The following is a 20,788-nucleotide window of genomic DNA, read 5'->3' on the forward strand; positions in this document are numbered from 1 at the left end:
GTTCCTCGCCATAGCCCGGCTATGACTCGTCGCAGCGCCTTGACCATGAACTTCTGGCATCCGAACTTGAGCTAACGAACTCACCGTACAGGCCACTAGTGGCCCGTGTGGTGAGTTGAGTTCTGTGAGCCCATTTCGGCGCCACAAGCCGCTGAATTCGCTCTGCGGCTGCAGATTTTGGTAGCTCGCAAGCAACGTGCGCCTGTTCAGGCGCACGTTGTCAACGGCTGGCTATCAGGCGATAGCATCCCAGGCACGGTCGCCATGCTCGTCCTTGATGCGGGTCGGCAGACCCATGGCATCCAGGGCTTTGAGAAACGGCTCGGCGGGCAGTTCCTCGACGTTGACCATGCGCTGCACGTCCCACTCGCCACGAGCGACCAGCAGGGCGGCGGCCACTGGCGGCACCCCCGCGGTGTAGGAGATACCCTGGCTATCGGTCTCGGCGTAGGCGTCCTCATGGTCGGCCACGTTGTAGATGAACAGTTCGCGTGGCTGGCCATTCTTGCTGCCTTTGACCAGGTCGCCGATGCAGGTTTTGCCGACATAACCCGGGGCCAGCGAGGCAGGGTCGGGCAGCACCGCCTTGACCACCTTCAGCGGTACGACTTCCAGGCCTTCGGCGGTCCGCACCGGTTTTTCGCAAAGCAGGCCGAGGTTCTTCAGCACCGTGAAGACGTTAATGTAGTGCTCACCGAAGCTCATCCAGAAACGCACGTTGGGCACCTGGAGGTTCTTCGACAGCGAGTGCACTTCATCGTGGCCGGTCAGGTACAGGTTCTGTGAACCTACCACCGGCAGGTCGTCGGTACGCTTGACTTCGAACATGTTGTTGCTGGTCCATTGGCTGTCTTGCCAACTCCACACCTGTCCGGTGAATTCGCGGAAATTGATCTCGGGATCGAAGTTGGTGGCGAAATATTTGCCATGGGAACCGGCGTTGACGTCGAGAATATCGATCGAGTCAATGCGGTCGAAATACTGTTGTTGCGCCAGTGCCGCATAGGCATTGACCACACCAGGGTCGAAGCCCACGCCCAAGATGGCGGTGATGTTCTTCTGTTGGCATTCTTCGAGCTGCTTCCACTCGTAGTTGCCGTACCAGGGCGGTGTTTCACAGACTTTGCCCGGTTCTTCGTGAATGGCGGTGTCGAGATAAGCCACGCCGGTATCGATGCAGGCACGCAGTACCGACATGTTGAGGAACGCGGAGCCGACATTGATCACGATTTGCGATTCGGTTTCGCGGATCAGTGCCTTGGTCGCTTCCACATCCAGTGCATTGAGCGTGAAGGCCTTGATGTCGGCGGGCTGTTTGAGGCTGCCTTTGGTCTTGACGCTATCGATGATGGCCTGGCATTTGGAGATGTTGCGCGACGCGATAGCAATACGACCGAGTTCGTCGTTGTGCTGCGCGCACTTGTGGGCCACCACCTTGGCGACACCTCCTGCACCAATGATAAGTACGTTCTTCTTCAATTTTTTCATTTCTCCTCAATCCGCCAGCTTACGAGAGGCTGGACAGGTAGTCTTCGTAACCGAACTCACGAACGACCTCGACAGTACCGTCGAGTTGTTTCACTACAATGGACGGCATCTTCAAGCCGTTGAACCAGTTTTTCTTGACCATGGTGTAGCCTGCCGCGTCGATGAACGACAGCCGATCGCCGATGGACAGCGGGCGGTCGAAGAGGTACTCGCCGAAGATGTCTCCGGCCAGGCAGGATTTGCCGCACACCATGTAAGTGTGTTCGCCGGCACTCGGTGCCATCTTGGCGTCCAGGCGATAGATCAGCAGGTCGAGCATATGGGCTTCGATGGAACTGTCTACCACTGCCAGGTGCTTGCCGTTGTAGAGGGTGTCGAGCACGCTGACTTCCAGTGAGGCACTTTGGGTGATCGCCGCTTCGCCCGGTTCCAGGTAGACCTGTACGCCGTACTTCTGCGAGAACGCCTTCAGGCGCGCGCAAAATGCGTCTAGCGCATAACCTTCGCCGGTGAAATGGATGCCGCCGCCGAGGCTAACCCACTCGACCTTGTGCAACAGGTGGCCGAAGCGTTCCTCGATGGTCGCCAGCATCTGATCGAACAGTCCGAAGTCGCCGTTCTCGCAGTTGTTGTGGAACATGAAACCGGAAATTTGCCCGATGACCTGCTCGATCTTCACCGGGTCCCATTCGCCCAGGCGGCTGAACGGTCGCGCCGGGTCGGCCAGCAGATAGTCGGAACTGCTGACTTGCGGATTGACCCGAAGGCCTCGGACCTTGCTCGTGGAGGCCTCGGCAAAGCGTTGCAGTTGGCCGATGGAATTGAAGATGATCTTGTCGCAGTTCTCGAGCATCTCGCCGATCTCGTCGTCGGCCCAGGCCACGCTGTAGGCGTGGGTCTCGCCGGCGAACTTCTGGCGGCCCAGCTTGAGCTCGTAGAGCGACGAGGAAGTCGTGCCATCCATGTATTGCTGCATCAGGTCGAACACCGACCAGGTGGCAAAACACTTGAGCGCTAGCAGTGCCTTGGCTCCGGACTGCTCGCGCACATAGGCAATCTTCTGCAGATTGACCAGCAGCTTCTGCTTGTCGATAAGGTAGTACGGCGTCTTGATCATTTCGAGGCCTCCGGCACTGGCCAAAAAAAGGACGCGCATTGTGCCTTTACTTGGCCTATATCGAAAGGTTGGCGGGCGTATTTCCTACCGGTCGGTCGTTACCGCCAGGCGAAGTGGGCACTATGGCGAGCGGGCTGGTCGGAACGCCATGGGCTTCACAGGTTCAGTACGAAATGTTTTCGGGAGATGACCAGGCAAGGCGAACGTAGACGAGCAAGCGCGGTGGGGCGGAGCCGAGGATCAGGCGTGGGTGAACAACATTGCGCTCAATGGCGAGCTCTCGATAGATGGGGCCAAGTCCTTTTGGCTGCAGCCATTGTGCTTGTCTGGCATGACGATGGGGTGACAGCAAGGCAATGATTTTGTGACCGTGCCTTATCGTTTCAAGGTGCTGACTCGACTCAGGCCACTAGCCGAGCGACAGGTATTACACTGGGGAATACGCCCATGAAAATCCATGATTTCATTTATCCGGACTAATCTCGTAACGTGGTATCACCCCCCAAGGAGCGTTTGCCATGAGTGCTAGCCGTCCGTGCCTGTACGTTGATAGTCGATTCAGCAGTCCCTATGCCTTGTCGGTATTTGTCGCACTGCGCGAAAAGGGCATCGAATTCGATCTGAGCCCGCTGGACCTGGACGCCTTGGAGCAGCAAGCCACGGGGTATGCCGGGCTGTCCCTGACGCAGCGCGTGCCGACCCTGGTGCAGGGTGATTTTGCCTTGTCCGAGTCCTCGGCGATCACCGAGTACCTGGAGGAGGTGGTCCCCCAGACAGCGCTTTACCCACGGGATACTCAGTCGCGGGCGCGAGCCCGGCAGATTCAGGCTTGGTTGCGCAGTGACCTGTTGGCGCTGCGCGAGGAACGCTCGACCCTGGTGGTGTTTTACGGCCAAGCCCAAGGTCCGTTGTCGACCGCCGCCAGGATCGCCGCGGACAAGCTGATCGGCACTGCCCAGGCGCTGTTGGCCGATGGTCGCGAGTCTCTGTTCGGCCAATGGTCAATCGTCGATGTCGACCTGGCGTTGATGCTCAATCGGCTGGCGCTCAATGGCGATCCCCTGCCACCGGCCCTGGTGGCCTATGCACAGCGCCAATGGCAGCGTCCGGCGGTACGGGAATGGGTGAGTCTGGAGCGTCCGGCGATCGGCTGATCTTCTATCAATATTATTGACCGGCAGGCGTTCCGACTGCTTCGCCGCCGCGCACGGGCGAGCGCCAGTCCACTGGAGAATCACCTCGAAAACTTCCTCGCCCCCGCCACACACAGAATCACCGCTACAGTCATCGCCAACATACCGAGGCTGACTTGTTCATGCAGCAGCGTGGCCGCCAGTGCCAGGCCGAAGAAGGGTTGCAGCAGTTGCAATTGGCCGACCGCGGCAATGCCGCCCTGGGCGAGGCCGCGATACCAGAAGACAAAGCCGATCAGCATGCTGAACAGCGAAACGTAGGTCAGGCTGGCCCATGCCGCCGGGCTGATGACCGAGAGCGACGGCGGGGCGCTCAGCCACGTCAACGGCATCGCCACCGGCAGCGACAGCACCAGCGCCCAGCAAATCACCTGCCAGCCGCCGAGTGTCCGCGAGAGCCTGGCGCCCTCGGCATAACCCAGGCCGCAGATCAGGATCGCCAGTAACATCAACAGATCGCCGACCGGCGAAGCGCTGAGCCCCTGGAACAGCGCATAACTCACCACCAGCAGGCTGCCCAAGACCGAGAACAACCAAAACACCGGTCGTGGCCGCTCGCCACCGCGCAACACGCCGAAGGCGGCGGTGGCCAAGGGCAACAGGCCGATGAAGACGATGGAATGGGCCGAGGTCACATACTGCAAAGCCAGGGCGGTCAGCAGAGGGAATCCGAGGACAACCCCCAAAGCGACGATTGCCAGCGCCGGCAACTGCTGGCGAGTGGGGCGCCGCTCCCTGAAGATCCACAGCATGCACAGCGCCACCAGCCCAGCGATGCTGGCCCGGGCAACCGTCAGGAACACCGGGCTGAACTCTAGCACCGCCAGTCGGGTGGCGGGCAGCGAGCCACTGAAGATAAGCACGCCGATAAAACCGTTGAGCCATCCGCTGGCAGGCTTGCTGGTTGGCGGATTTTGTAGATTCGCTAGCTGTTCCATTCAGGGTTTGCTCCTTACGGTTGGCCTGGGAGGAGGTGCGCCACCGCATCAGGGGTTGCACAACAGATATGCTAGGGCTGAGTATCATGACAATCAAAAAATTGTCATGGATACACTCGACATGCCGCGCTTACGCTATAAATCGCTGGTGGACAGCCTGGCGGCGGATATCCGCTCTGGCCGACTGTCGCCGGGTACCCGCCTGCCGACCCACCGCCAGTTGGCCGCGACCCACGGGCTGGCGCTGGTGACGGCCAGTCGGGTGTACGGCGAGCTTGAAGCCATGGGGCTGGTCAGTGGCGAGACGGGGCGGGGTACCTTTGTCAGGGAGACGTCGCTACCGCCAGGGCAAGGGATCGACCAGCCGGAAATCTCCAGGGGCGTGGCGGACCTCAACTTCAACTACCCGGCGCTGCGGGGCCAGTCGGAACTGCTGCGCACTGCCCTGCGTCAACTCGCGCTGTCCGGCGACCTGGAGTCGCTGTTGCGCTATCAGCCCCCTGCCGGGCGCTCGCATGAGCGCGCCTCGGTGGCCCGACATCTGCGGGTGCGCGGGCTGACGGTGACAGCCGAGCAAGTGCTGTTGGTCAGTGGTGCCCAGCATGGGCTGGCGGTGACGATGATGGCGTTGCTGCAGCCCGGCGATGTGATTGCCGCCGATGCACTGACCTATTCCGGCTTCAAGGTTCTGGCCGAGGCCCTGCACCTGGAAATCCTGCCGATTCCGCTATTCGACCACGGGCCGGACCTGGAGGCACTGGATCGCCTCTGCCGAGGGCGACGCGTGCGTGCGCTGTACACCATGCCGACGCTGCACAATCCTCTAGGCTGGGTGCTGGACATCGGGCAGCGCGAGCAACTGGTGACAATCGCCCGCCAGTACGACCTGCTGGTGATCGAGGATGCCGCCTACGCTTTTCTGGTCGAGAATTCCCCGGCTCCCTTGATCGAGCTGGCACCGGAGCGGACGGTTTATGTCTCGGGGTTTTCCAAGAATATCGCTACCGGCTTGCGGGTAGGGTTTGTCGTCGCGCCGCCGGTCAGGGTGGCGGCATTGCAGCGAACGATTCGGGCAACCACCTGGAATACCCCTGGCGTGATGACCGCCCTTGCCTGCGCCTGGCTCGACGATGGCACGGTCATGCGCCTGGAGGCCGAAAAGCGCGAGGACGCCCACGCCCGGCAAACGCTGGCGGCGCTGGTGCTGGCCGGTTTGCCCTGCATCACCCATCCCGCCTCCTATTTTCTCTGGCTGCCGTTGCCCGAGGAGGCGAGGGCGGACCATATTACCCGCGAGTTGCTGGACAAGAACGTCTCGGTCTCGACCGCCGAGCCGTTTGCTATTTCAGCCCATGTTCCCCATGCGCTGCGCCTGGCTCTGGGGTCGGTGGAGATGGGCGCGTTGCGCGCGGCGCTGGAAAAGGTGAAATGGGTGATCGAAGCGTGTTCCTAGGTGGCTTTCGAGTGTTGAGTGCAACTGGTCCGAAAGATCAGAAAATGCCTGTGCGGCGCTGTGTCTCTGCTAGGCTTTTGCTTGGAGTCATTGTGTGAGCAAAGCGGCCGCTCATCGCCGGGGAGGAACGTTCAAGGATATCAGCCTGAGTGCATGTCAACATTGCAGTTCACTGACTTCCACCATTCGTTCGGTTAATAGTGACCATCGAAAAACGCAAGTTCTGTTTTTTCGGACGAAAGGGGAAGATAGCGTCATACCGAACCTGCTTCTGAAGGAACCCGAGCGATGAGAATTTCCACCCTGCTGGCCTTTATCGCCATCCTCGGCACCGGTATGACCGCTACTTTTCCTGTTTATGCCGCCAGCGGTGGAGTTGCTGATCAGGTCTGTCATTTCCCGCCGGTGGCCGATAGCGGCGTCAACCTGAAACAGGCCCGCTCGGTGGGCGTGCTCTACAGCGAAAACACCGTCAACACGCTTCAATACCTTGAGCGTTACCATGGCGTTGCGCTGAACGGAGCGAAGAACGATGCGCTTGATTCGCGCATCAGCACGGCTTTTATCAACAGTTCCGATCCGAAGCTGGCAATCGAGTGGCTCACGGCTTCGTTGCAGAAACAATTCGCCTCGGTGACCGTCTACGACAACCTCGATGCGGTGGTCCAGGCCCGGCCCGATGTGGTGGTGATGCTCGACACCTATAGCCGTCTGGTCACCCAGCGCAACAACCAATTCGAGGCCCGCTTTGTCGCCAAGTTCTATGACTCGAATCTGCAATATATCGGCAAGGCCGAGGGCTCGACCGGCAAGGAGCTGCCGTCGATCTGGGTGCGTGGCAAGGCTGCTCCGGAGATTGCCGCACAGATCAACCAACAGCGTGAGCTGCAGGTCGATGCCCTGAAGCAGTTCGATGCTTCGCTGAGGGCGTTGGTGAGCTCCGGTGATGCCGATCAGGTTGCTACTAACTGAGTGGTTGCTATCGGCGCGCTAGCTTGTACTTGACGCAATCCTGGTAAAAACTGCGCCGAATAGCCTCGGGTTTCAGCCGCGATTGGCTGTCGTAGGTCTGTTCGGTGATACCCAGAGCCATCATGCGCATCCAGTCCTTGTTGAATTTATAGGTCTGGATCTTTTGCCGTGCGGCGTACCGCGAAACCCCCGACAATTTCAATTTCTGGGCTCTGGCTGCCGTGCCGGCGCCCCAGTTGCACATAAACCGGTCATTGGACCTCAGCTCCTTGCCATCAGCGCAAAGAGCTACACCCGCCAGGGAAAACGAGATCAGTGTGGCCCATACAGTGCGCATTTAACCCAACCTAACTACCTGAAAATAAAGTGATTCTGGCTGTTTCAAGACAGCCTGGGGGCCATCAGATTGCCTGCTATGCGCCCGGTACAACATGATTCGCCGACGCGGCCGAGGCGTTTCAGCCGTTTTTCGTCAACCTGAAGGCTCTGTCGGGCGTCACTTTGTGGGTGCTCGGCGGCTTTTGGTGCTCGTGCTGCCGGTGTTTTTTTTAAAAAGACTTGGTTATGAATAGAGTACTAATTAGAATCAGTCTCATTTAAGACATCCTTCGCGCAGGTCCTCGCCCCATGATTGAAGCAGCGACGCCAACGGAGCACACCTTACATGCCCTGTACCGCGATCACAGCGGCTGGTTGGAAAGCTGGTTGAGGCGGCGCATGGGCAATGCCTGGGATGCGGCTGACCTGAGTCAGGATACCTTCCTGCGAGTGTTCTCCAGTTCCCAGCAATTGGCGGACTTGCGCGAGCCACGGGCGTATCTGCTGACTGTCGGCAAGCGTCTGCTGAGCAATTTCTACACCCGGCGTAGCCTCGAACAGGCCTATCTGGAGGCGCTGGCACAGATGCCCGAAGCGTGCATGCCGTCGCCCGAGCAGCGCTGGTTGTTGCTGGAAACCCTGCAAGCTCTGGACGAACTGCTCGACGGTATGCCCTCGGTGGTACGCCGGGCCTTTCTCTGGAGCCAGCTCGAAGGATTGGGCTATCGCGACATCGCCGAGCGCCTGCAAGTGTCCGAACGCACGGTAAAGCGCTATATGGCCCAGGCCTATGAGCATTGCCTGCTGGTGGAGCTTTGATTCGTCCCGGTATTTCCTCCGAGACCCGTGAAGTGGCGCGGGCCGCGGCGCGGTGGCTGGCGCTGCTGGAGTCGGGTGCGGCCAATGATGAGGACCACCGTAAGTTGCAACACTGGCGCGAGAGCAGCAGCGCTCACGAATCCGCCTGGCAAAAGGCGCAGTTGCTGCGCGAGCGCTTTGGCGGCCTGCCCACGGCGTTGGCCATGGCCACCCTCGACCGTCCGGATCAGGGACGCCGTGTGTTCATGAAGCGTGCCCTGGGGGTTGCCGCGCTGGTGCCTGCTGCGTGGTTGCTGGGACAACAGTTACCGTTGGACGTCTGGCGCGCCGACTTGCAGACTGCCACGGGCGAGCGCAAACGGCTGCCGCTGACCGATGGCAGTACCCTGCAACTCAATACCGCCAGCGCCGTCAATGTCGATATGCTGGCCAGCCGGCTGGCTTTGGTTCGCGGTGAAATATCGCTGAAGATCCCCGGCAGCGCCGCTCTGACTATCCAGGCGCCTTATGGGCACATCATCGTCAGTCGCAGTGAGGTGTGTGTGCGACTCAATGCCAAGGATTGCCGAGTGTCGGTGGTCAGCGGCTCGGCGCGCTTGCAACCGTTGCAAGGGCCGGCGTTGCTGCTCAATGAAGGTCATGAAGTCAGTCTTCGTGCCTCGGGGGCCGGGTCGGTGGACACGTTCGACGGCAAACTGCCCGGTTGGCGCGAGGGTGTGCTGATGGCTCAGAACCAACCGCTGGGGGATTTCCTGCGTGAGCTGGGCCGCTATCGATCCGGCCTGCTGCGCTGGGCGCCGGCTCTTGAGGCATTGCGAGTCACCGGTAGCTTTCGCCTGGACAACACTGATCGGATTCTGTCCCTGCTGGCGGCAAGCCTGCCGCTGGACGTGCATTGGCGTACCCGTTACTGGGTCACGCTGGTTCCCCGAAAAACCACCCCGGAAAAAAATACTGTGTGAAGCCTGTCCCTTTTTTTCACCTCACCTGTCATTCCAGGTAAGTGAACAAAATACGAGAGCTTTCCCTCCATGTCCGCACTATCGCCTTTCCGGTTGCGCCCGCTGTTGCGTTTTGGCCTTGTGTTGACCCTTAGTACCGGTGCGCTGCTTATCTTGCCCGCCTGGGCGGACAGCGGGACGCGTCGCAGCTATCAGGTTTCGGCCGGTGGACTTGGCGCGGCCTTGACCCGTTTTGCCGGTCTGGCCGGGGTCAATCTGTCGGTGGCCCCGGCGCTGGTGAGTGGCCGCCAAAGTAGTGGCCTGTCTGGCGAGTACGAGGTACAGGAGGGGTTTGCACGGTTACTACAGGGTTCCGGCCTGCAACTGCAAGCTGTGGGCGATCAAGCCTATACCCTGGTACCCGCGCCGCAGGGGGGGAGCGTTGAGCTGCCTGTCACCTCGATCCTCGGTGCCGGCGATTCGACAGGCGGCCCAGCTTACGCCGGCGGCCAGATCGCGCGTCGTGGCTCGCAGGGCCTGCTGGGCTCACGGGACTTTATGGAAACGCCGTTCAGCATAACCACCTACACCCACGAAGCGGTCAAGAACCTGCAGGCGCGCACCCTCGGCGACCTGGTCGCCAGCGACCCTTCGGTGCGGGCCACCAACCCGGCGGGTGGACGCTACGAGCAGTTCACCATCCGCGGTTTCAGCCTGTTCAACAGCGATGTCTCCTATAACGGTCTCTATGGTGTCTTGCCGACCTATACGATCGACCTGGAAATGGCCGAGCGCGTGGACATCATCAAGGGACCGACCCAGCTCATCAACGGTATTTCGCCACGGGGCAGCGTCGGCGGCGGCATCAACGTGGTGCCCAAGCGCGCCACCGACACGCCCATCACCGAGTTCACCGGCAGTTATGCCTCCGACAGTCAGACCGGTGGTGCCGTGGACATCGGCCGTCGGTTTGGTGACGAGAACAAGTTCGGCATCCGTTTCAACGGGGTCAAGCAGTCCGGTGACACCACCTGGGATCACCAGAATGTCGATCGGCAAATGGCCGTGCTGGGCCTGGATTTTCGCGGTGAACGCCTGCGCTTGTCGACGGATGTCGGCCACACCGAGCGCGATACCGATGCCCCTCAGGAGCGGGTGCAAATCGGCCCCGATGCCAAGGTGCCGAACCCCAACGACGTGCGTGATAACTATGCGCAGTCCTGGAGTTGGGCGCATACCAAGGACACCTTCGGTACGCTCAACGGCGAATACGATCTCAGCGACTCGGTCATGCTGTACGGCGGTGTAGGGGTGCGCAAGAGCAACCATGACTTCCTGCGTCATGCCGTCCAGGTCATCGACAACGCCGGTAACTTCAGCGTCCAGCCGCGTGATTTCACCCGTGACGAAAACGTGCGGACCGCCACGGCGGGTATGCGTAGCTGGTTCCACACAGGTTCCGTCAGCCATGAAGTCAACCTGGCCGTCAGCGACTTCTACATGGACTTCACCAACGGCGGCGCTCGTTATGCTCCGGCTAACAGCAACTTGTTCGACCCGGTGCCGACACCGACGCCTGGCACGCCGACGCGGTTCGACAACAAGGTGTATACCGAGAACCGCTTCAGTGGCATGGCGCTGTCCGATACCCTCGGCTTCTTCGATGATCGTCTGCTGTTGACGCTCGGAGCCCGCTGGCAACGAGTGAAGGTCGACGACTGGACCAACGGCACTAAGGGCAAAACCTCCTACGACGAAGAGAAGATCTCACCCTCGGGCGGCATCCTGTTCAAGGCCACCGATGAGTTGTCACTGTATGCCAACTACATGGAAGGCTTGAGCCAGGGCAAGATCGCACCGTCGACCTCGGTCAACGAGAACGATATTTTTCCGCCGTTCATCAGCCGGCAGGTCGAGGTTGGAGCCAAGTATGACCTGGGTTCCTTCGCCCTGACGGCCGCCGCTTTCCAGATCAAGCAGCCGGCCTACGAAACCAATGCCACATCGAAGGTCTTCGGCCCGAACGGCAAACGCCGGAACCGTGGCGTGGAGTTGAGCCTGTTCGGCGAGCCACTCAAGGGGTTTCGCCTGCTCGGTGGGGTCATGTACATCGACAGCAACTTGAGCAACACCACCAACGGCACCTTCGACGGCAATCGGGCTCCGGCGACACCGGAGTACAACGTCAATCTGGGCGCCGAATGGGACGTGCCGCGTATCCAGGGCCTGACTCTGACCGGACGCGGCATCTATTCCAGTTCGCAATACCTGGATCAAGCCAACAGCAAGGAAATCGATAGCTGGGAGCGTTTCGACGTGGGTGCCCGCTACGCCTTCAAGGTCGACGACAAGGCCATTACCCTGCGCGCCAGTGTTGAGAACGTGATGGACAAGCGCTACTGGAGTTCGGCGGGTGCCTCGGATGACAGCGAACCCGGCTTGACCCTGGCGACCCCCAGGACCTACCTGCTTTCGGCGACGGTCGGCTTCTGAACCAGTCACCATGCGTCGGGGATCGTTGGCTTGAGATTCCCGATCGGTGGTTGCCTGGAGGTGGCCAGGGAAGAACAGTGACGGGTTATTACAACGGGGAGCGCTTCACAACTTCCGAGCTGACTTATGATTTTATGACATAACTTTACAAGTTGCTTTCATATTGCAGGCGCATGAAATATTCGTGGCATCTGCACGGTCATTTATCGGGATTTAAAGCTTGCTTTTTTGTGCGCTTGTCCGTTTTGTAATGTGCCGAAAAAAATTAGTAAATTTAATAGGTTTCGAAATAACTTTAATCAACGGCTTGCACTTGTCTAACAATGATAATAGCGTGCACCTCGAACTTAAGGAGGATGAACAGATGTTGAGTAATGGCATGTTGCATTCTGAATCTGTGCAGGAAAGCAATGCAAACTATCTGGCCCGGCAAAGCAAGTTTGAATCCAATGTGCGCAGTTATCCGCGCAAGTTGCCGCTGGCGATTGCCAAGGCTCATGGTGTCTGGGTCACGGATGTCGAAGGCAATACCTACCTCGATTGCCTGGCGGGAGCTGGGACGCTGGCCCTGGGGCACAACCATGAGGCGATCATGGGCGCGCTCGACAGCTTTCTGTCGTCGGGGCTGCCGATGCATACCCTCGACCTGACCACGCCGGTCAAGGACGCTTTCAGCGAGACTCTGCTGGGCCTGTTGCCGGGGCAGGGGCGCGATTACTGTCTGCAGTTCTGTGGGCCATCCGGGGCGGATGCGGTGGAGGCGGCGTTGAAGTTAGCCAAGACCTTTACCGGGCGCCATAACATTATCAGTTTCTCCGGTGCCTATCACGGCATGACCCATGGTGCGCTGGCGCTGACCGGCAATACCGCGCCGAAAAACGCCATCGCCACGCTGATGCCGGGCGTGCAGTTTCTCCCGTATCCCCACGAATACCGCTGCCCGCTGGGCATCGGCGGCGAGGCCGGGACCGAGGCGTTGAGCTATTACTTCAGCCAGTTCATCGAGGACGTCGAAAGCGGCGTGTCCCTGCCAGCGGCGGTGATCGTCGAAGCCGTGCAGGGTGAGGGCGGGGTCAACAGCGCACCCGCCAGTTGGCTGCGTACATTGCGCGAAGTGACTCACCAGCATGGCATCTTGCTGATCCTCGACGAAGTGCAGTCCGGCTTTGCCCGTACCGGCAAAATGTTCGCCTTCGAGCACGCCGGGATCGAGCCCGATATCATCGTCATGTCCAAGGCGGTCGGTGGTGGCCTGCCCCTGGCGGTACTGGGCATCAAGCGCGAGTTCGACGCCTGGGCACCGGGCAATCACGCAGGCACCTTCCGTGGCAATCAGATGGCCATGGCCACTGGCCTGGCCACATTGCAGGTGTTGCAGCAGCAGAACCTCGCAGCCCAAGCCGAGGTTCGGGGAGGGTGGCTCAAGGAACAACTGCAACGCTTGCAGCAGCGCTATCCGGCCATCGGGCAGGTACGCGGACGCGGTCTGATGCTGGGCATCGAGATGGTCGACGAGCGCCTGCCAGCCGATCGCCTGGGCAGTTTCCCGATGGCACCCGAGCTGGCCACGGCGATCCAGCAGCATTGCTTCAGACAAGGCCTGCTACTGGAGCGCGGTGGCCGAAACGGCAATGTGATTCGCTTGCTGGCGCCCTTGATCATTGACCAAGAACACTGCCGCCTGGTGATCCAACGGTTTGAAGCTGCGTTGTCCGCGGCGTTGTTGCAACTGCGTTCCTGAAGTTGCGATTGAGGGTCATGAATCTTGCTCGGATAGGGTTGTCAGCGGCCTGATAAGTGTTTGCTTAAATATATCGGCCGTCAATCTTGTGTGTTTGCACGATAAAATTTTCTGTTGGCTTTTTATTTGTCGGGTTGTCGAACGATCAGTCATGGTCTCGCGATTGTTTGCGCTGGTTTTTCATAGCCGATGCTCACTTGATATTTGTCGCGAAATCATCTCGTCCGTGACCTTGTGGCCACTGTGGAGCAATTATGAAAAATCCCGATCGCACTGTGCTAGCAACCATGATAAGCGAGTTGGCGAGCACCCGCGCTTTGCTCAATTGCCTGATCAAGGAGTTTGCGCTCCCTGAAGGCTGCGTGTGTTATGAATGGCCGACCCATATGCAAGGTATTGCCCCAGGTAGCTATCTGGACGGACTGGACTGGAAGGGGACTCCCCTGACCATCAGCCTGCCCAACCAGCAGCAGTTTTTTGTCATGGTGGACCGCCAGGATCGCCTGGGCAGCCAACGTTACCTGTCCGATGTGTATGCGCGCCAGGGCGATGGCAACTGGCGTTGCCCGGACTTTGCCGAGTTCGTCGAGCAGCTACTGGGCGCCTGTGAACATATGGCCGGTGCCAGCAACGACGAATTGCTCGACCAGGTCCTACAAAGCCAGCAACTGACGGCTGCCATCGTCGCCCACAACATGCAGCCCGGACTTCCTGCGCCCCTGAGCGGCTACCTCGCCAGCGAGCAGGGATTGTGGTTCGGCCACCCCAACCATCCGGCGCCCAAGGCCCGCCTGTGGCCCGCCCACCTGGCCCAGGAGACCTATGCCCCGGAGTTCCAGGCACAGACCGCGTTGCATCTGTTCGAGGTCCCGCGGGCCGGGCTGCGGGTGGCGGCCAACGGTTTGAGCGAGGAACAGGTACTGGCCGGTTTCGCCGATCAGGCACCGGCTCGACCGGGGCACGCGCTGCTCAGCATGCACCCGGTGCAGGCGCAACTGTTCCGCCAGGACCGGCGCGTACAGCGGCTGCTGGAGTTGGGCGAAATCGTCGATCGCGGCACCTGCGGCCCGCTGGCCAGTCCAACTGCATCGATGCGTACTTGGTACATCGAAGGCCACGATTATTTCATCAAGGGCTCGCTCAATGTGCGCATCACCAACTGCGTCAGGAAAAACGCCTGGTACGAACTGGAAAGTACGCTGATCATCGATCAACTGTTCCAGCGCCTGCAACAGACTCAGCCGCAGACTCTCGGTGGCCTGTCGATCGCGGCGGAGCCGGGCTCGCTGAGCTGGGCGCCGCCACAGGCCGATGAAGCCGACGCCCACTGGTTTCGCGAGCAGACCGGGGCGATCCTGCGGGAGAACTTCTGTCGTCGGGTCGGTGCCGATTGCAGTGTCATGGCGGGGACCTTGTTCGCCCGCGATATCTATTCGCGCCCGCTGGTGCACGAATTCCTCCATGACTTCAATGGCGAAGCGCTCGATGACGCCCGTTTGCTGGACTGGTTCGAGCAATACCAGCGGCTGCTACTGCGGCCAGTCATGGCGCTGTTCTTCAACCACGGTGTAGTGATGGAGCCGCACTTGCAGAACGTGGTGCTGATCCATGACCAGGGCCAACCTCGGCAGTTGCTGTTGCGCGACTTCGAAGGGGTCAAGCTGACCGACGAACTGGGTATGGACGGTATCGATGTCGGCTTGCATCCACGGGTTCGCCAATCGTTACTTTATACCCGCGAGCAGGGCTGGAACCGAATCACCTACTGCCTGCTGATCAACAACCTGTCCGAAGCCGTGTTGGCCCTGAGCTGGGAGCGTGCGCACCTGGCGCCGCTGATGTGGCGACGGGTCGAGCGACAATTGCGCGACATTCGTGAGGAGCTGGTGCGCCCGGCGCCGGAGCTCGATGCGCTGATCGCCGGCCAACCGATTGCCTGCAAGACCAATCTGAAGGTGCGGCTGGCGGCCAAGGCGGATCGCCAGGCCGGCTACGTCACCTTGCGTTCGCCTTGGGCCGAGGAGGTGGCTCATGGTTGATTTGCCCGCTACCGTGCTCGCGGCAATCGGCCAAGCCCGAGCCTTGAGCAGCGATCCGCTGGTGGCCTTCGTCCACGACCTGGATGCGCTGCGCGAGCATGTCGGCGATGTCATGGCGGCTTTGCCGGCTGGGGTCGAGCTGTACTACGCGATCAAGGCCAACAGCGAGGCGCCACTACTCGCGGCACTGGCACCGCTGGTACACGGTTTCGAAATTTCCTCGGGGGGCGAGATCGACCGGGTTACGACCTGCCCGACTCGCAAGCCCTATGTCTTCTCCGGCCCCGGCAAGCTGGACTCCGACCTGCGGGCCGCACTGGCGCAGCAGGTCGAAGCCATTCATCTGGAAAGCCTCAATGAAATTGGCCGTCTGCAACGACTGGCCCATGAGGCAGGGCGCCTGCAACCGGTGTTTATCCGCGTCAACCCGCAGTTGCCGTCGACCCTGTCGAGCAAGTTGGCCATGGCCGGAACCGCCACGCCGTTCGGCATCGACGAGTCGGAACTGGCCCGTGCGGTGCAAGCGGTCGATAACGCCAGCCATCTGAGCCTCAAAGGCTTCCATGTGCATGCCATGTCCCATCAGTTGTCGGTGGAGCGTCACGAGCAATTGCTGGATTTCTATCTGCAACGCTGGCAGCAGTGGAAGGCGCTGTCGGCCTACCCTGAGCAACTGAGCCATTTCAATGTCGGTGGCGGGATCGGTGTCGACTACCTCAGCGGGCGGCGGTTCGACTGGCAACGCTTGTGCCGTTATCTGGAGCGACGCTTGGCCCAACAGCCTGATGCGCCGGTATTGCGCTTCGAGCCGGGACGTTTTATCAGTGCCTTCTGCGGCTATTACGTGATCGAGGTGCTGGATATCAAGACCAGCCATGGCGAGCATTTCCTGGTCTGCCGTGGCGGCACGCACCAGTTCCGCCTGCCCGCCGCGCAGAGTCACGATCACCCGGTGATTCACTTGCCGCAAACGCCGTCGAGCGCCTTGTCGACGGAGCAGTTGTGCACCGTGGTCGGCCAGTTGTGCACGCCCAAGGATGTCCTCAGTCGTCGCCAGCCGTTCAGGGGCGTCGCGGTCGGTGATCTGTTGGTGCTGCCGCTGGCCGGCGCCTACGGTTACAACATCTCCCACGCCGATTTCCTCTGCCACCCCAGGCCGCCCCAGCATTTCGTGGACAACGGCCAATTGCTGCGGGGAACCGGCCAGTGGGTGTGAGGCGTGAGGTGCCACGGCGTTGGGTGGTGATCAACGTGTTGCTGGGGACGCTGACGGTGAGCCTCAGCAACAGCTCGCTCAACCCGGCGTTGCCTACGTTTATGAATGTCTTCGGCATCGGTCCGTTGTGGGCCACCTGGATCGTGGCCGGATTCATGACCAGCATGGGCATGACCATGCCGCTGACCAGCTTTCTCAGTCAGCGACTGGGACGCAAACGCTTGTACTTGTGGGGGGTCGCCCTGTTTATTGGCGCCTCGCTGCTCGGCGCGCTGGCCGACTCGATTGCCCTGGTGATCGCTGCGCGGGTGGTGCAGGGCATTGCCAGCGGACTGATGATCCCCTTGTCACTGGCGATTATCTTTGCGGTCTATGCCAAGCCGGAGCGTGGTCGTGTGACCGGACTGTGGAGCGCGGCGGTGATGCTCGCCCCTGCGCTCGGACCCTTGTGCGGCAGCCTGTTGCTGGAGTGGTTCAGCTGGCGTTCGTTGTTCCTGATGAACGTACCGATCGGCTTGCTGGCGCTGGTCCTGGGCGTTGTGGTGCTGCCGGATTCGGAGCCAGGCGAGCGCCAGCCGTTCGACCTGGTCGGCTATCTGCTGATCGCCTCGGGCATCGGCCTGTTGATGATCTCCATCAGCCGCCTGCGCCATGCCGCGACGGTCTTCGATCCCCTCAACCTGGGACTGTTGCTGGTCGGCGTGGGGTGCCTGGTGGCGTTCGTCCGGGTAGAGCTGAGCCGTCAGGCGCCCTTGCTCAACCTACGAATCTTCGCCCTGCGCGGCTACCGGTTGAGCGTGATCATTGCCGTGGTGCAGTCGGTTGGCATGTTCGAGTGCCTGGTGCTGTTGCCGCTGCTGGTGCAAGTCGTGCTCGGCTACAGCGCCATCTGGACCGGCCTGGCGTTGCTGTGTACGGCGGCGTTCGCCAGTCTCTTCGGCCAGTGGGGCGGCAGGGTGTTGGATCGTCATGGCCCACGCACGGTGGTGGCGCTCGGGCTGCTGCTGACCGGTGTCTCGACCCTGGCCTTGGGCATGCTCAAGGCCGATGCGGCCATCGCCGTGGTGTTCGTATTGATGATGGTTCGCGGGGCTGGGTTAGGACTGTCGTATATGCCGGTGACCACCGCCGGGCTCAATGCCCTGCCCGAACCGATGGTCACTCAGGGCGCGGCGATGAACAACATCTCCCGGCGTCTGCTGGCGTCCCTGGCGATTGTCATCGCCTCGCTCTGGCTGGAGTGGCGCATGGGTTCGGGAGGGCAGGCGGTCACAGGCTCTGCCATCAGCGAGGTGTTTGTTGCCACCGGCCTGCTGATCCTGCTGGCACTGCCTTGTGCCTGGCGTTTCCCCCTTTATGACGAGACGGTCGAGCCCCCATCGGTCGCCGTCGAACACCGATAATTTCTCTTTCGACAAGGTATGGACATGACGACTTTCGAACCGGCACCACCTCATGTGACAACCTCCGCCACCGGAGCGTGGCTGGCCACGGTTGATGCCCGCTGCAGCGAAAACGTGCAGCGGCGAGTGGTGGGACAATTGCTGCAGACCCTGTTGTATGAAGCGGTGTTGCCTTACCAGCAGCAGCCCCTGGGCGATGGCCAGCATCGCTTCAGTGTGACTGGCCGCGATGCCCAACAGGCGCCGGTCGAGTACCGCTGCAACGGCCTGCTTAGCGCCAGTTTCGAGGTGATCCGCCTCGATCATGCCAGTCTGGAACGTCTGGACAGCCACGGTGAGCGCAGCACGCCGACCTTGCACCAGGCCCTGACGGAGTGGCTCGGCGAGTTTCGGGACAGCCCGCACCTGACGCGGTTCATCCAGGAACTGGAGCAGACCCAGCTCAAGGATCTACAGGCCCGCAGCCAGGGCTACCAGGCCGACCGACCGGCCCATGAGTTGGACGTGGATGCCCTGGAGCAGCACTTCATGGACGCCCACAGCTACCACCCTTGCTACAAGTCGCGCATCGGTTTTTCTCTGGCGGACAATCTGCGCTACGGGCCAGAGTTCGCCACGCCCATCGCGGTGGTGTGGCTGGCGGTTGCCCGCTCGCGGGCAGCGGTCAATCATTCGCGTACCCTCGACTTCCAGGCCTTTATCCGCCAGGAACTCGGCGTTGCGCGCTGGGACTTGGTGACCCGGACCCTGGCCAGTCAGGGACGCAGCATCGACGATTATCAACTGATGCCGGTGCATCCCTGGCAGTGGGATAACACCATCGTCTCGGCCTTCTACCCGGAGCTACTCAGCGGCGAACTGATCCACCTGGGCACCTCGGACGATCTCTACAAGGCCCAGCAGTCGATCCGCACACTGGCCAATGCCAGCGCCAGGGAGCGACCTTACGTCAAGCTGGCGATGAGCATGACCAACACCTCCAGCACGCGGATCCTGGCCCGACACACAGTGATGAACGGGCCGATCATCACTGATTGGCTGCAACACCTGATTGCCAGCGACAGCACCGCCCGCGAGCTGGATTTTGTGATTCTCGGCGAAATCGCTGGCGTCAGCTTCGACTACGACCACCTACCCGAGTCCCGTGGACCGCAGACTTACGGTATCCTCGGCGCGATCTGGCGCGAGAGCCTGCATCAATACCTCAAGGCCGACGAACAGGCCGTACCGTTCAATGGGCTGAGTCATGTGGAAAACCGCTATGGTGAAGGCCAGCAGTCACCGTTTATCGACGCCTGGGTCCGCCGGTACGGCCTGCAGGCCTGGACGCGTCAACTGCTGGATGTCACGGTGCCGCCGATCATTCATATGCTCTACGCCGAAGGTATCGGCATGGAGTCCCATGGTCAGAATATCGTGCTGATCGTCAAGCAGGGTTGGCCACAGCGCATTGCCTTGAAGGACTTCCACGACGGTGTACGTTACTCGCCGGCGCACCTGGCGCGCCCCGAACTGTGCCCGATCCTGGTGCCGCTGCCGGCCAGCCACGCCCGGCTCAATCGCAACTCGTTCATAGTCACCGACGATGTCAATGCGGTGCGCGATTTCTCCTGCGACTGTTTCTTTTTCATCTGCCTGACGGAGATGGCGATCTTCCTGCGCCAGCAGTATCAACTGGACGAAGCTCTGTTCTGGCAGATGACCGCCGAGGTGATCCTGGCCTACCAGGACGCCCATCCCCAGCATCGGGAACGCTTCGACCTGTTCGATGTGTTTGCCCCGAGCTACGAGGTCGAGGAACTGACCAAACGCCGCCTGCTGGGTGATGGCGAGCGCCGCTTCAGGTCCGTCCCCAACCCGTTGCATGCCTACGGGCCGCGACCATGCTGAGAACTAACCAGCTCAAGCAAAAACTCGTTGCCGGTCAGGTGGTGCATGGGTTGATCAGCTCGATTCCGTCGCCGGCGGTCATCGAACTGATCGCCGAAGCCGGTTTCGACTTCGTGATCATCGACATGGAACATGTGCTGATCAATCCGGAAACCGTCGAGCACATGATTCGCACGGCGGAAGCCTACGACCTGACGCCGTTGGTGCGGGTTGCCGATCTCGACCCGAAAACCCTGCTGCGCCTGCTCGACGGTGGGGCACAGGGTATCGTGCTGCCGATGATCGAATGCCCCGTGCAACTGGCCGAGGCTATCGCTGCGTGCAAGTACCATCCGCTGGGGCGGCGCAGCCTCAACGCCGGTCGTCCCGGCTCGTTCGGCAAACACAGTCTGGCGCAATACGTCAGTGCCGCCAATGAACAGATCCTGTTGGTGGCGATGATCGAAAGTGGCGAGGGCGTGCGGCGTGCCGCAGAGATTGCCGCGGTGCCGGGACTGGACATGGTCCTCGAAGGCGCGGCCGATTTGTCGCAATCGTTGGGCATGCCCTGGCAGATCGACCAGCCCGTGGTGCAGCAGGCATTGCTCGATACCTGGCAGGCCGCCCAGGCCGCCGGGGTGCCGTACTGCGCGATTCCACGGCAACCCGGCGACGCGGCCCGCTGGCGCGCGCGCGGGGTCAGCGCCTTTGTTCTGGGCGACGAACGCGGCATTGCCTTTCGTGCCTTGCAGGCGCGCCTGACCACTGTTTCTTCAGAAGGAAAATAA

General features: G+C 60.8%; 16 protein-coding genes. 12 read left to right on the top strand and 4 right to left on the bottom strand.

Annotated features, from left to right (window positions below; genetic code table 11):
- Positions 1-234: 234 nt before the first annotated feature.
- Positions 235-1,479 (bottom strand): saccharopine dehydrogenase family protein, encoded by a 1,245-nt coding sequence (locus AWM79_RS04625; protein ID WP_026013087.1) that lies wholly within the window; start codon positions 1,477-1,479, stop codon positions 235-237.
- Positions 1,480-1,507: 28 nt separating this feature from the next.
- Positions 1,508-2,605, bottom strand: coding sequence for a carboxynorspermidine decarboxylase (locus AWM79_RS04630; protein ID WP_060783936.1), 1,098 nt, complete (start codon positions 2,603-2,605; stop codon positions 1,508-1,510).
- A 518-nt stretch (positions 2,606-3,123) separates the two neighbouring features.
- Between AWM79_RS04630 and yfcF the strand changes: the two genes are divergently transcribed.
- Complete coding sequence (gene yfcF / locus AWM79_RS04635) at positions 3,124-3,759, top strand: glutathione transferase (RefSeq protein WP_060782251.1); 636 nt, start codon at positions 3,124-3,126, stop codon at positions 3,757-3,759.
- Positions 3,760-3,839: 80 nt separating this feature from the next.
- Here the strand turns inward: yfcF and AWM79_RS04640 are convergent, their stop codons facing one another.
- Positions 3,840-4,736 carry a DMT family transporter gene (locus tag AWM79_RS04640; RefSeq protein WP_060782252.1) on the bottom strand — a complete coding sequence of 299 codons (897 nt, stop codon included), beginning with the start codon at positions 4,734-4,736 and terminating at the stop codon, positions 3,840-3,842.
- A gap of 121 nt (positions 4,737-4,857) precedes the next feature.
- Between AWM79_RS04640 and AWM79_RS04645 the strand changes: the two genes are divergently transcribed.
- Positions 4,858-6,189: an aminotransferase-like domain-containing protein gene (locus tag AWM79_RS04645; RefSeq protein WP_060782253.1), complete on the top strand. Its 1,332-nt coding sequence runs from the start codon at positions 4,858-4,860 to the stop codon at positions 6,187-6,189.
- Positions 6,190-6,477: 288 nt separating this feature from the next.
- Entirely contained in the window at positions 6,478-7,161 is a 684-nt protein-coding gene (locus AWM79_RS04650) for a hypothetical protein (protein WP_017131154.1), read from the top strand.
- A gap of 7 nt (positions 7,162-7,168) precedes the next feature.
- Here the strand turns inward: AWM79_RS04650 and AWM79_RS04655 are convergent, their stop codons facing one another.
- Positions 7,169-7,498: a hypothetical protein gene (locus tag AWM79_RS04655; protein ID WP_026013088.1), complete on the bottom strand. Its 330-nt coding sequence runs from the start codon at positions 7,496-7,498 to the stop codon at positions 7,169-7,171.
- 290 nt (positions 7,499-7,788) lie between these two features.
- On the opposite strand from AWM79_RS04655, the gene AWM79_RS04660 reads away from it, so the two are divergent.
- From AWM79_RS04660 to AWM79_RS04700, 9 genes are all read left to right on the top strand, one after another.
- Positions 7,789-8,298: a sigma-70 family RNA polymerase sigma factor gene (locus tag AWM79_RS04660; RefSeq protein WP_026013089.1), complete on the top strand. Its 510-nt coding sequence runs from the start codon at positions 7,789-7,791 to the stop codon at positions 8,296-8,298.
- A complete protein-coding gene (locus AWM79_RS04665) occupies positions 8,295-9,260 on the top strand; it encodes a FecR domain-containing protein (RefSeq protein WP_208599928.1) in 966 nt (321 codons plus the stop codon). Before AWM79_RS04660 ends, AWM79_RS04665 begins: the two co-directional genes overlap by 4 nt.
- A 69-nt stretch (positions 9,261-9,329) precedes the next feature.
- Positions 9,330-11,732, top strand: a complete 2,403-nt coding sequence (locus AWM79_RS04670; RefSeq protein WP_060782254.1) for a TonB-dependent receptor — start codon at positions 9,330-9,332, stop codon at positions 11,730-11,732.
- A gap of 364 nt (positions 11,733-12,096) precedes the next feature.
- Entirely contained in the window at positions 12,097-13,473 is a 1,377-nt protein-coding gene (locus AWM79_RS04675; protein ID WP_017131159.1) for a diaminobutyrate--2-oxoglutarate transaminase, read from the top strand.
- Between the two features lie 254 nt (positions 13,474-13,727).
- Entirely contained in the window at positions 13,728-15,512 is a 1,785-nt protein-coding gene (locus AWM79_RS04680; RefSeq protein ID WP_060782255.1) for an IucA/IucC family protein, read from the top strand.
- Positions 15,505-16,728: a type III PLP-dependent enzyme gene (locus AWM79_RS04685; protein ID WP_060782256.1), complete on the top strand. Its 1,224-nt coding sequence runs from the start codon at positions 15,505-15,507 to the stop codon at positions 16,726-16,728. Before AWM79_RS04680 ends, AWM79_RS04685 begins: the two co-directional genes overlap by 8 nt.
- The gene (locus AWM79_RS04690) at positions 16,725-18,131 is read left to right on the top strand and encodes a DHA2 family efflux MFS transporter permease subunit (protein WP_156430163.1); all 1,407 of its coding nucleotides are present in this window, start codon (positions 16,725-16,727) and stop codon (positions 18,129-18,131) included. The genes AWM79_RS04685 and AWM79_RS04690 overlap by 4 nt, the downstream gene beginning before the upstream one ends.
- Positions 18,132-18,155: 24 nt before the next feature.
- Entirely contained in the window at positions 18,156-20,021 is a 1,866-nt protein-coding gene (locus tag AWM79_RS04695) for an IucA/IucC family protein (RefSeq protein WP_060782257.1), read from the top strand.
- Positions 20,015-20,788, top strand: coding sequence for an HpcH/HpaI aldolase family protein (locus AWM79_RS04700; RefSeq protein ID WP_060782258.1), 774 nt, complete (start codon positions 20,015-20,017; stop codon positions 20,786-20,788). The genes AWM79_RS04695 and AWM79_RS04700 overlap by 7 nt, the downstream gene beginning before the upstream one ends.

Origin of the sequence: Pseudomonas agarici (assembly GCF_001543125.1) — a bacterium.
GTDB lineage: Bacteria > Pseudomonadota > Gammaproteobacteria > Pseudomonadales > Pseudomonadaceae > Aquipseudomonas > Aquipseudomonas agarici.

Excerpts from the sequence above, each read along its gene's own strand:
- AWM79_RS04630 (WP_060783936.1), bottom strand. The coding sequence starts at position 2,605 with ATGATCAAGACGCCGTACTACCTTATCGACAAGCAGAAGCTGCTGGTC.
- yfcF (WP_060782251.1), top strand. The coding sequence starts at position 3,124 with ATGAGTGCTAGCCGTCCGTGCCTGTACGTTGATAGTCGATTCAGCAGT.
- AWM79_RS04640 (WP_060782252.1), bottom strand. The coding sequence starts at position 4,736 with ATGGAACAGCTAGCGAATCTACAAAATCCGCCAACCAGCAAGCCTGCC.
- AWM79_RS04645 (WP_060782253.1), top strand. The coding sequence starts at position 4,858 with ATGCCGCGCTTACGCTATAAATCGCTGGTGGACAGCCTGGCGGCGGAT.
- AWM79_RS04650 (WP_017131154.1), top strand. The coding sequence starts at position 6,478 with ATGAGAATTTCCACCCTGCTGGCCTTTATCGCCATCCTCGGCACCGGT.
- AWM79_RS04655 (WP_026013088.1), bottom strand. The coding sequence starts at position 7,498 with ATGCGCACTGTATGGGCCACACTGATCTCGTTTTCCCTGGCGGGTGTA.
- AWM79_RS04660 (WP_026013089.1), top strand. The coding sequence starts at position 7,789 with ATGATTGAAGCAGCGACGCCAACGGAGCACACCTTACATGCCCTGTAC.
- AWM79_RS04670 (WP_060782254.1), top strand. The coding sequence starts at position 9,330 with ATGTCCGCACTATCGCCTTTCCGGTTGCGCCCGCTGTTGCGTTTTGGC.
- AWM79_RS04675 (WP_017131159.1), top strand. The coding sequence starts at position 12,097 with ATGTTGAGTAATGGCATGTTGCATTCTGAATCTGTGCAGGAAAGCAAT.
- AWM79_RS04680 (WP_060782255.1), top strand. The coding sequence starts at position 13,728 with ATGAAAAATCCCGATCGCACTGTGCTAGCAACCATGATAAGCGAGTTG.
- AWM79_RS04685 (WP_060782256.1), top strand. The coding sequence starts at position 15,505 with ATGGTTGATTTGCCCGCTACCGTGCTCGCGGCAATCGGCCAAGCCCGA.
- AWM79_RS04695 (WP_060782257.1), top strand. The coding sequence starts at position 18,156 with ATGACGACTTTCGAACCGGCACCACCTCATGTGACAACCTCCGCCACC.
- AWM79_RS04700 (WP_060782258.1), top strand. The coding sequence starts at position 20,015 with ATGCTGAGAACTAACCAGCTCAAGCAAAAACTCGTTGCCGGTCAGGTG.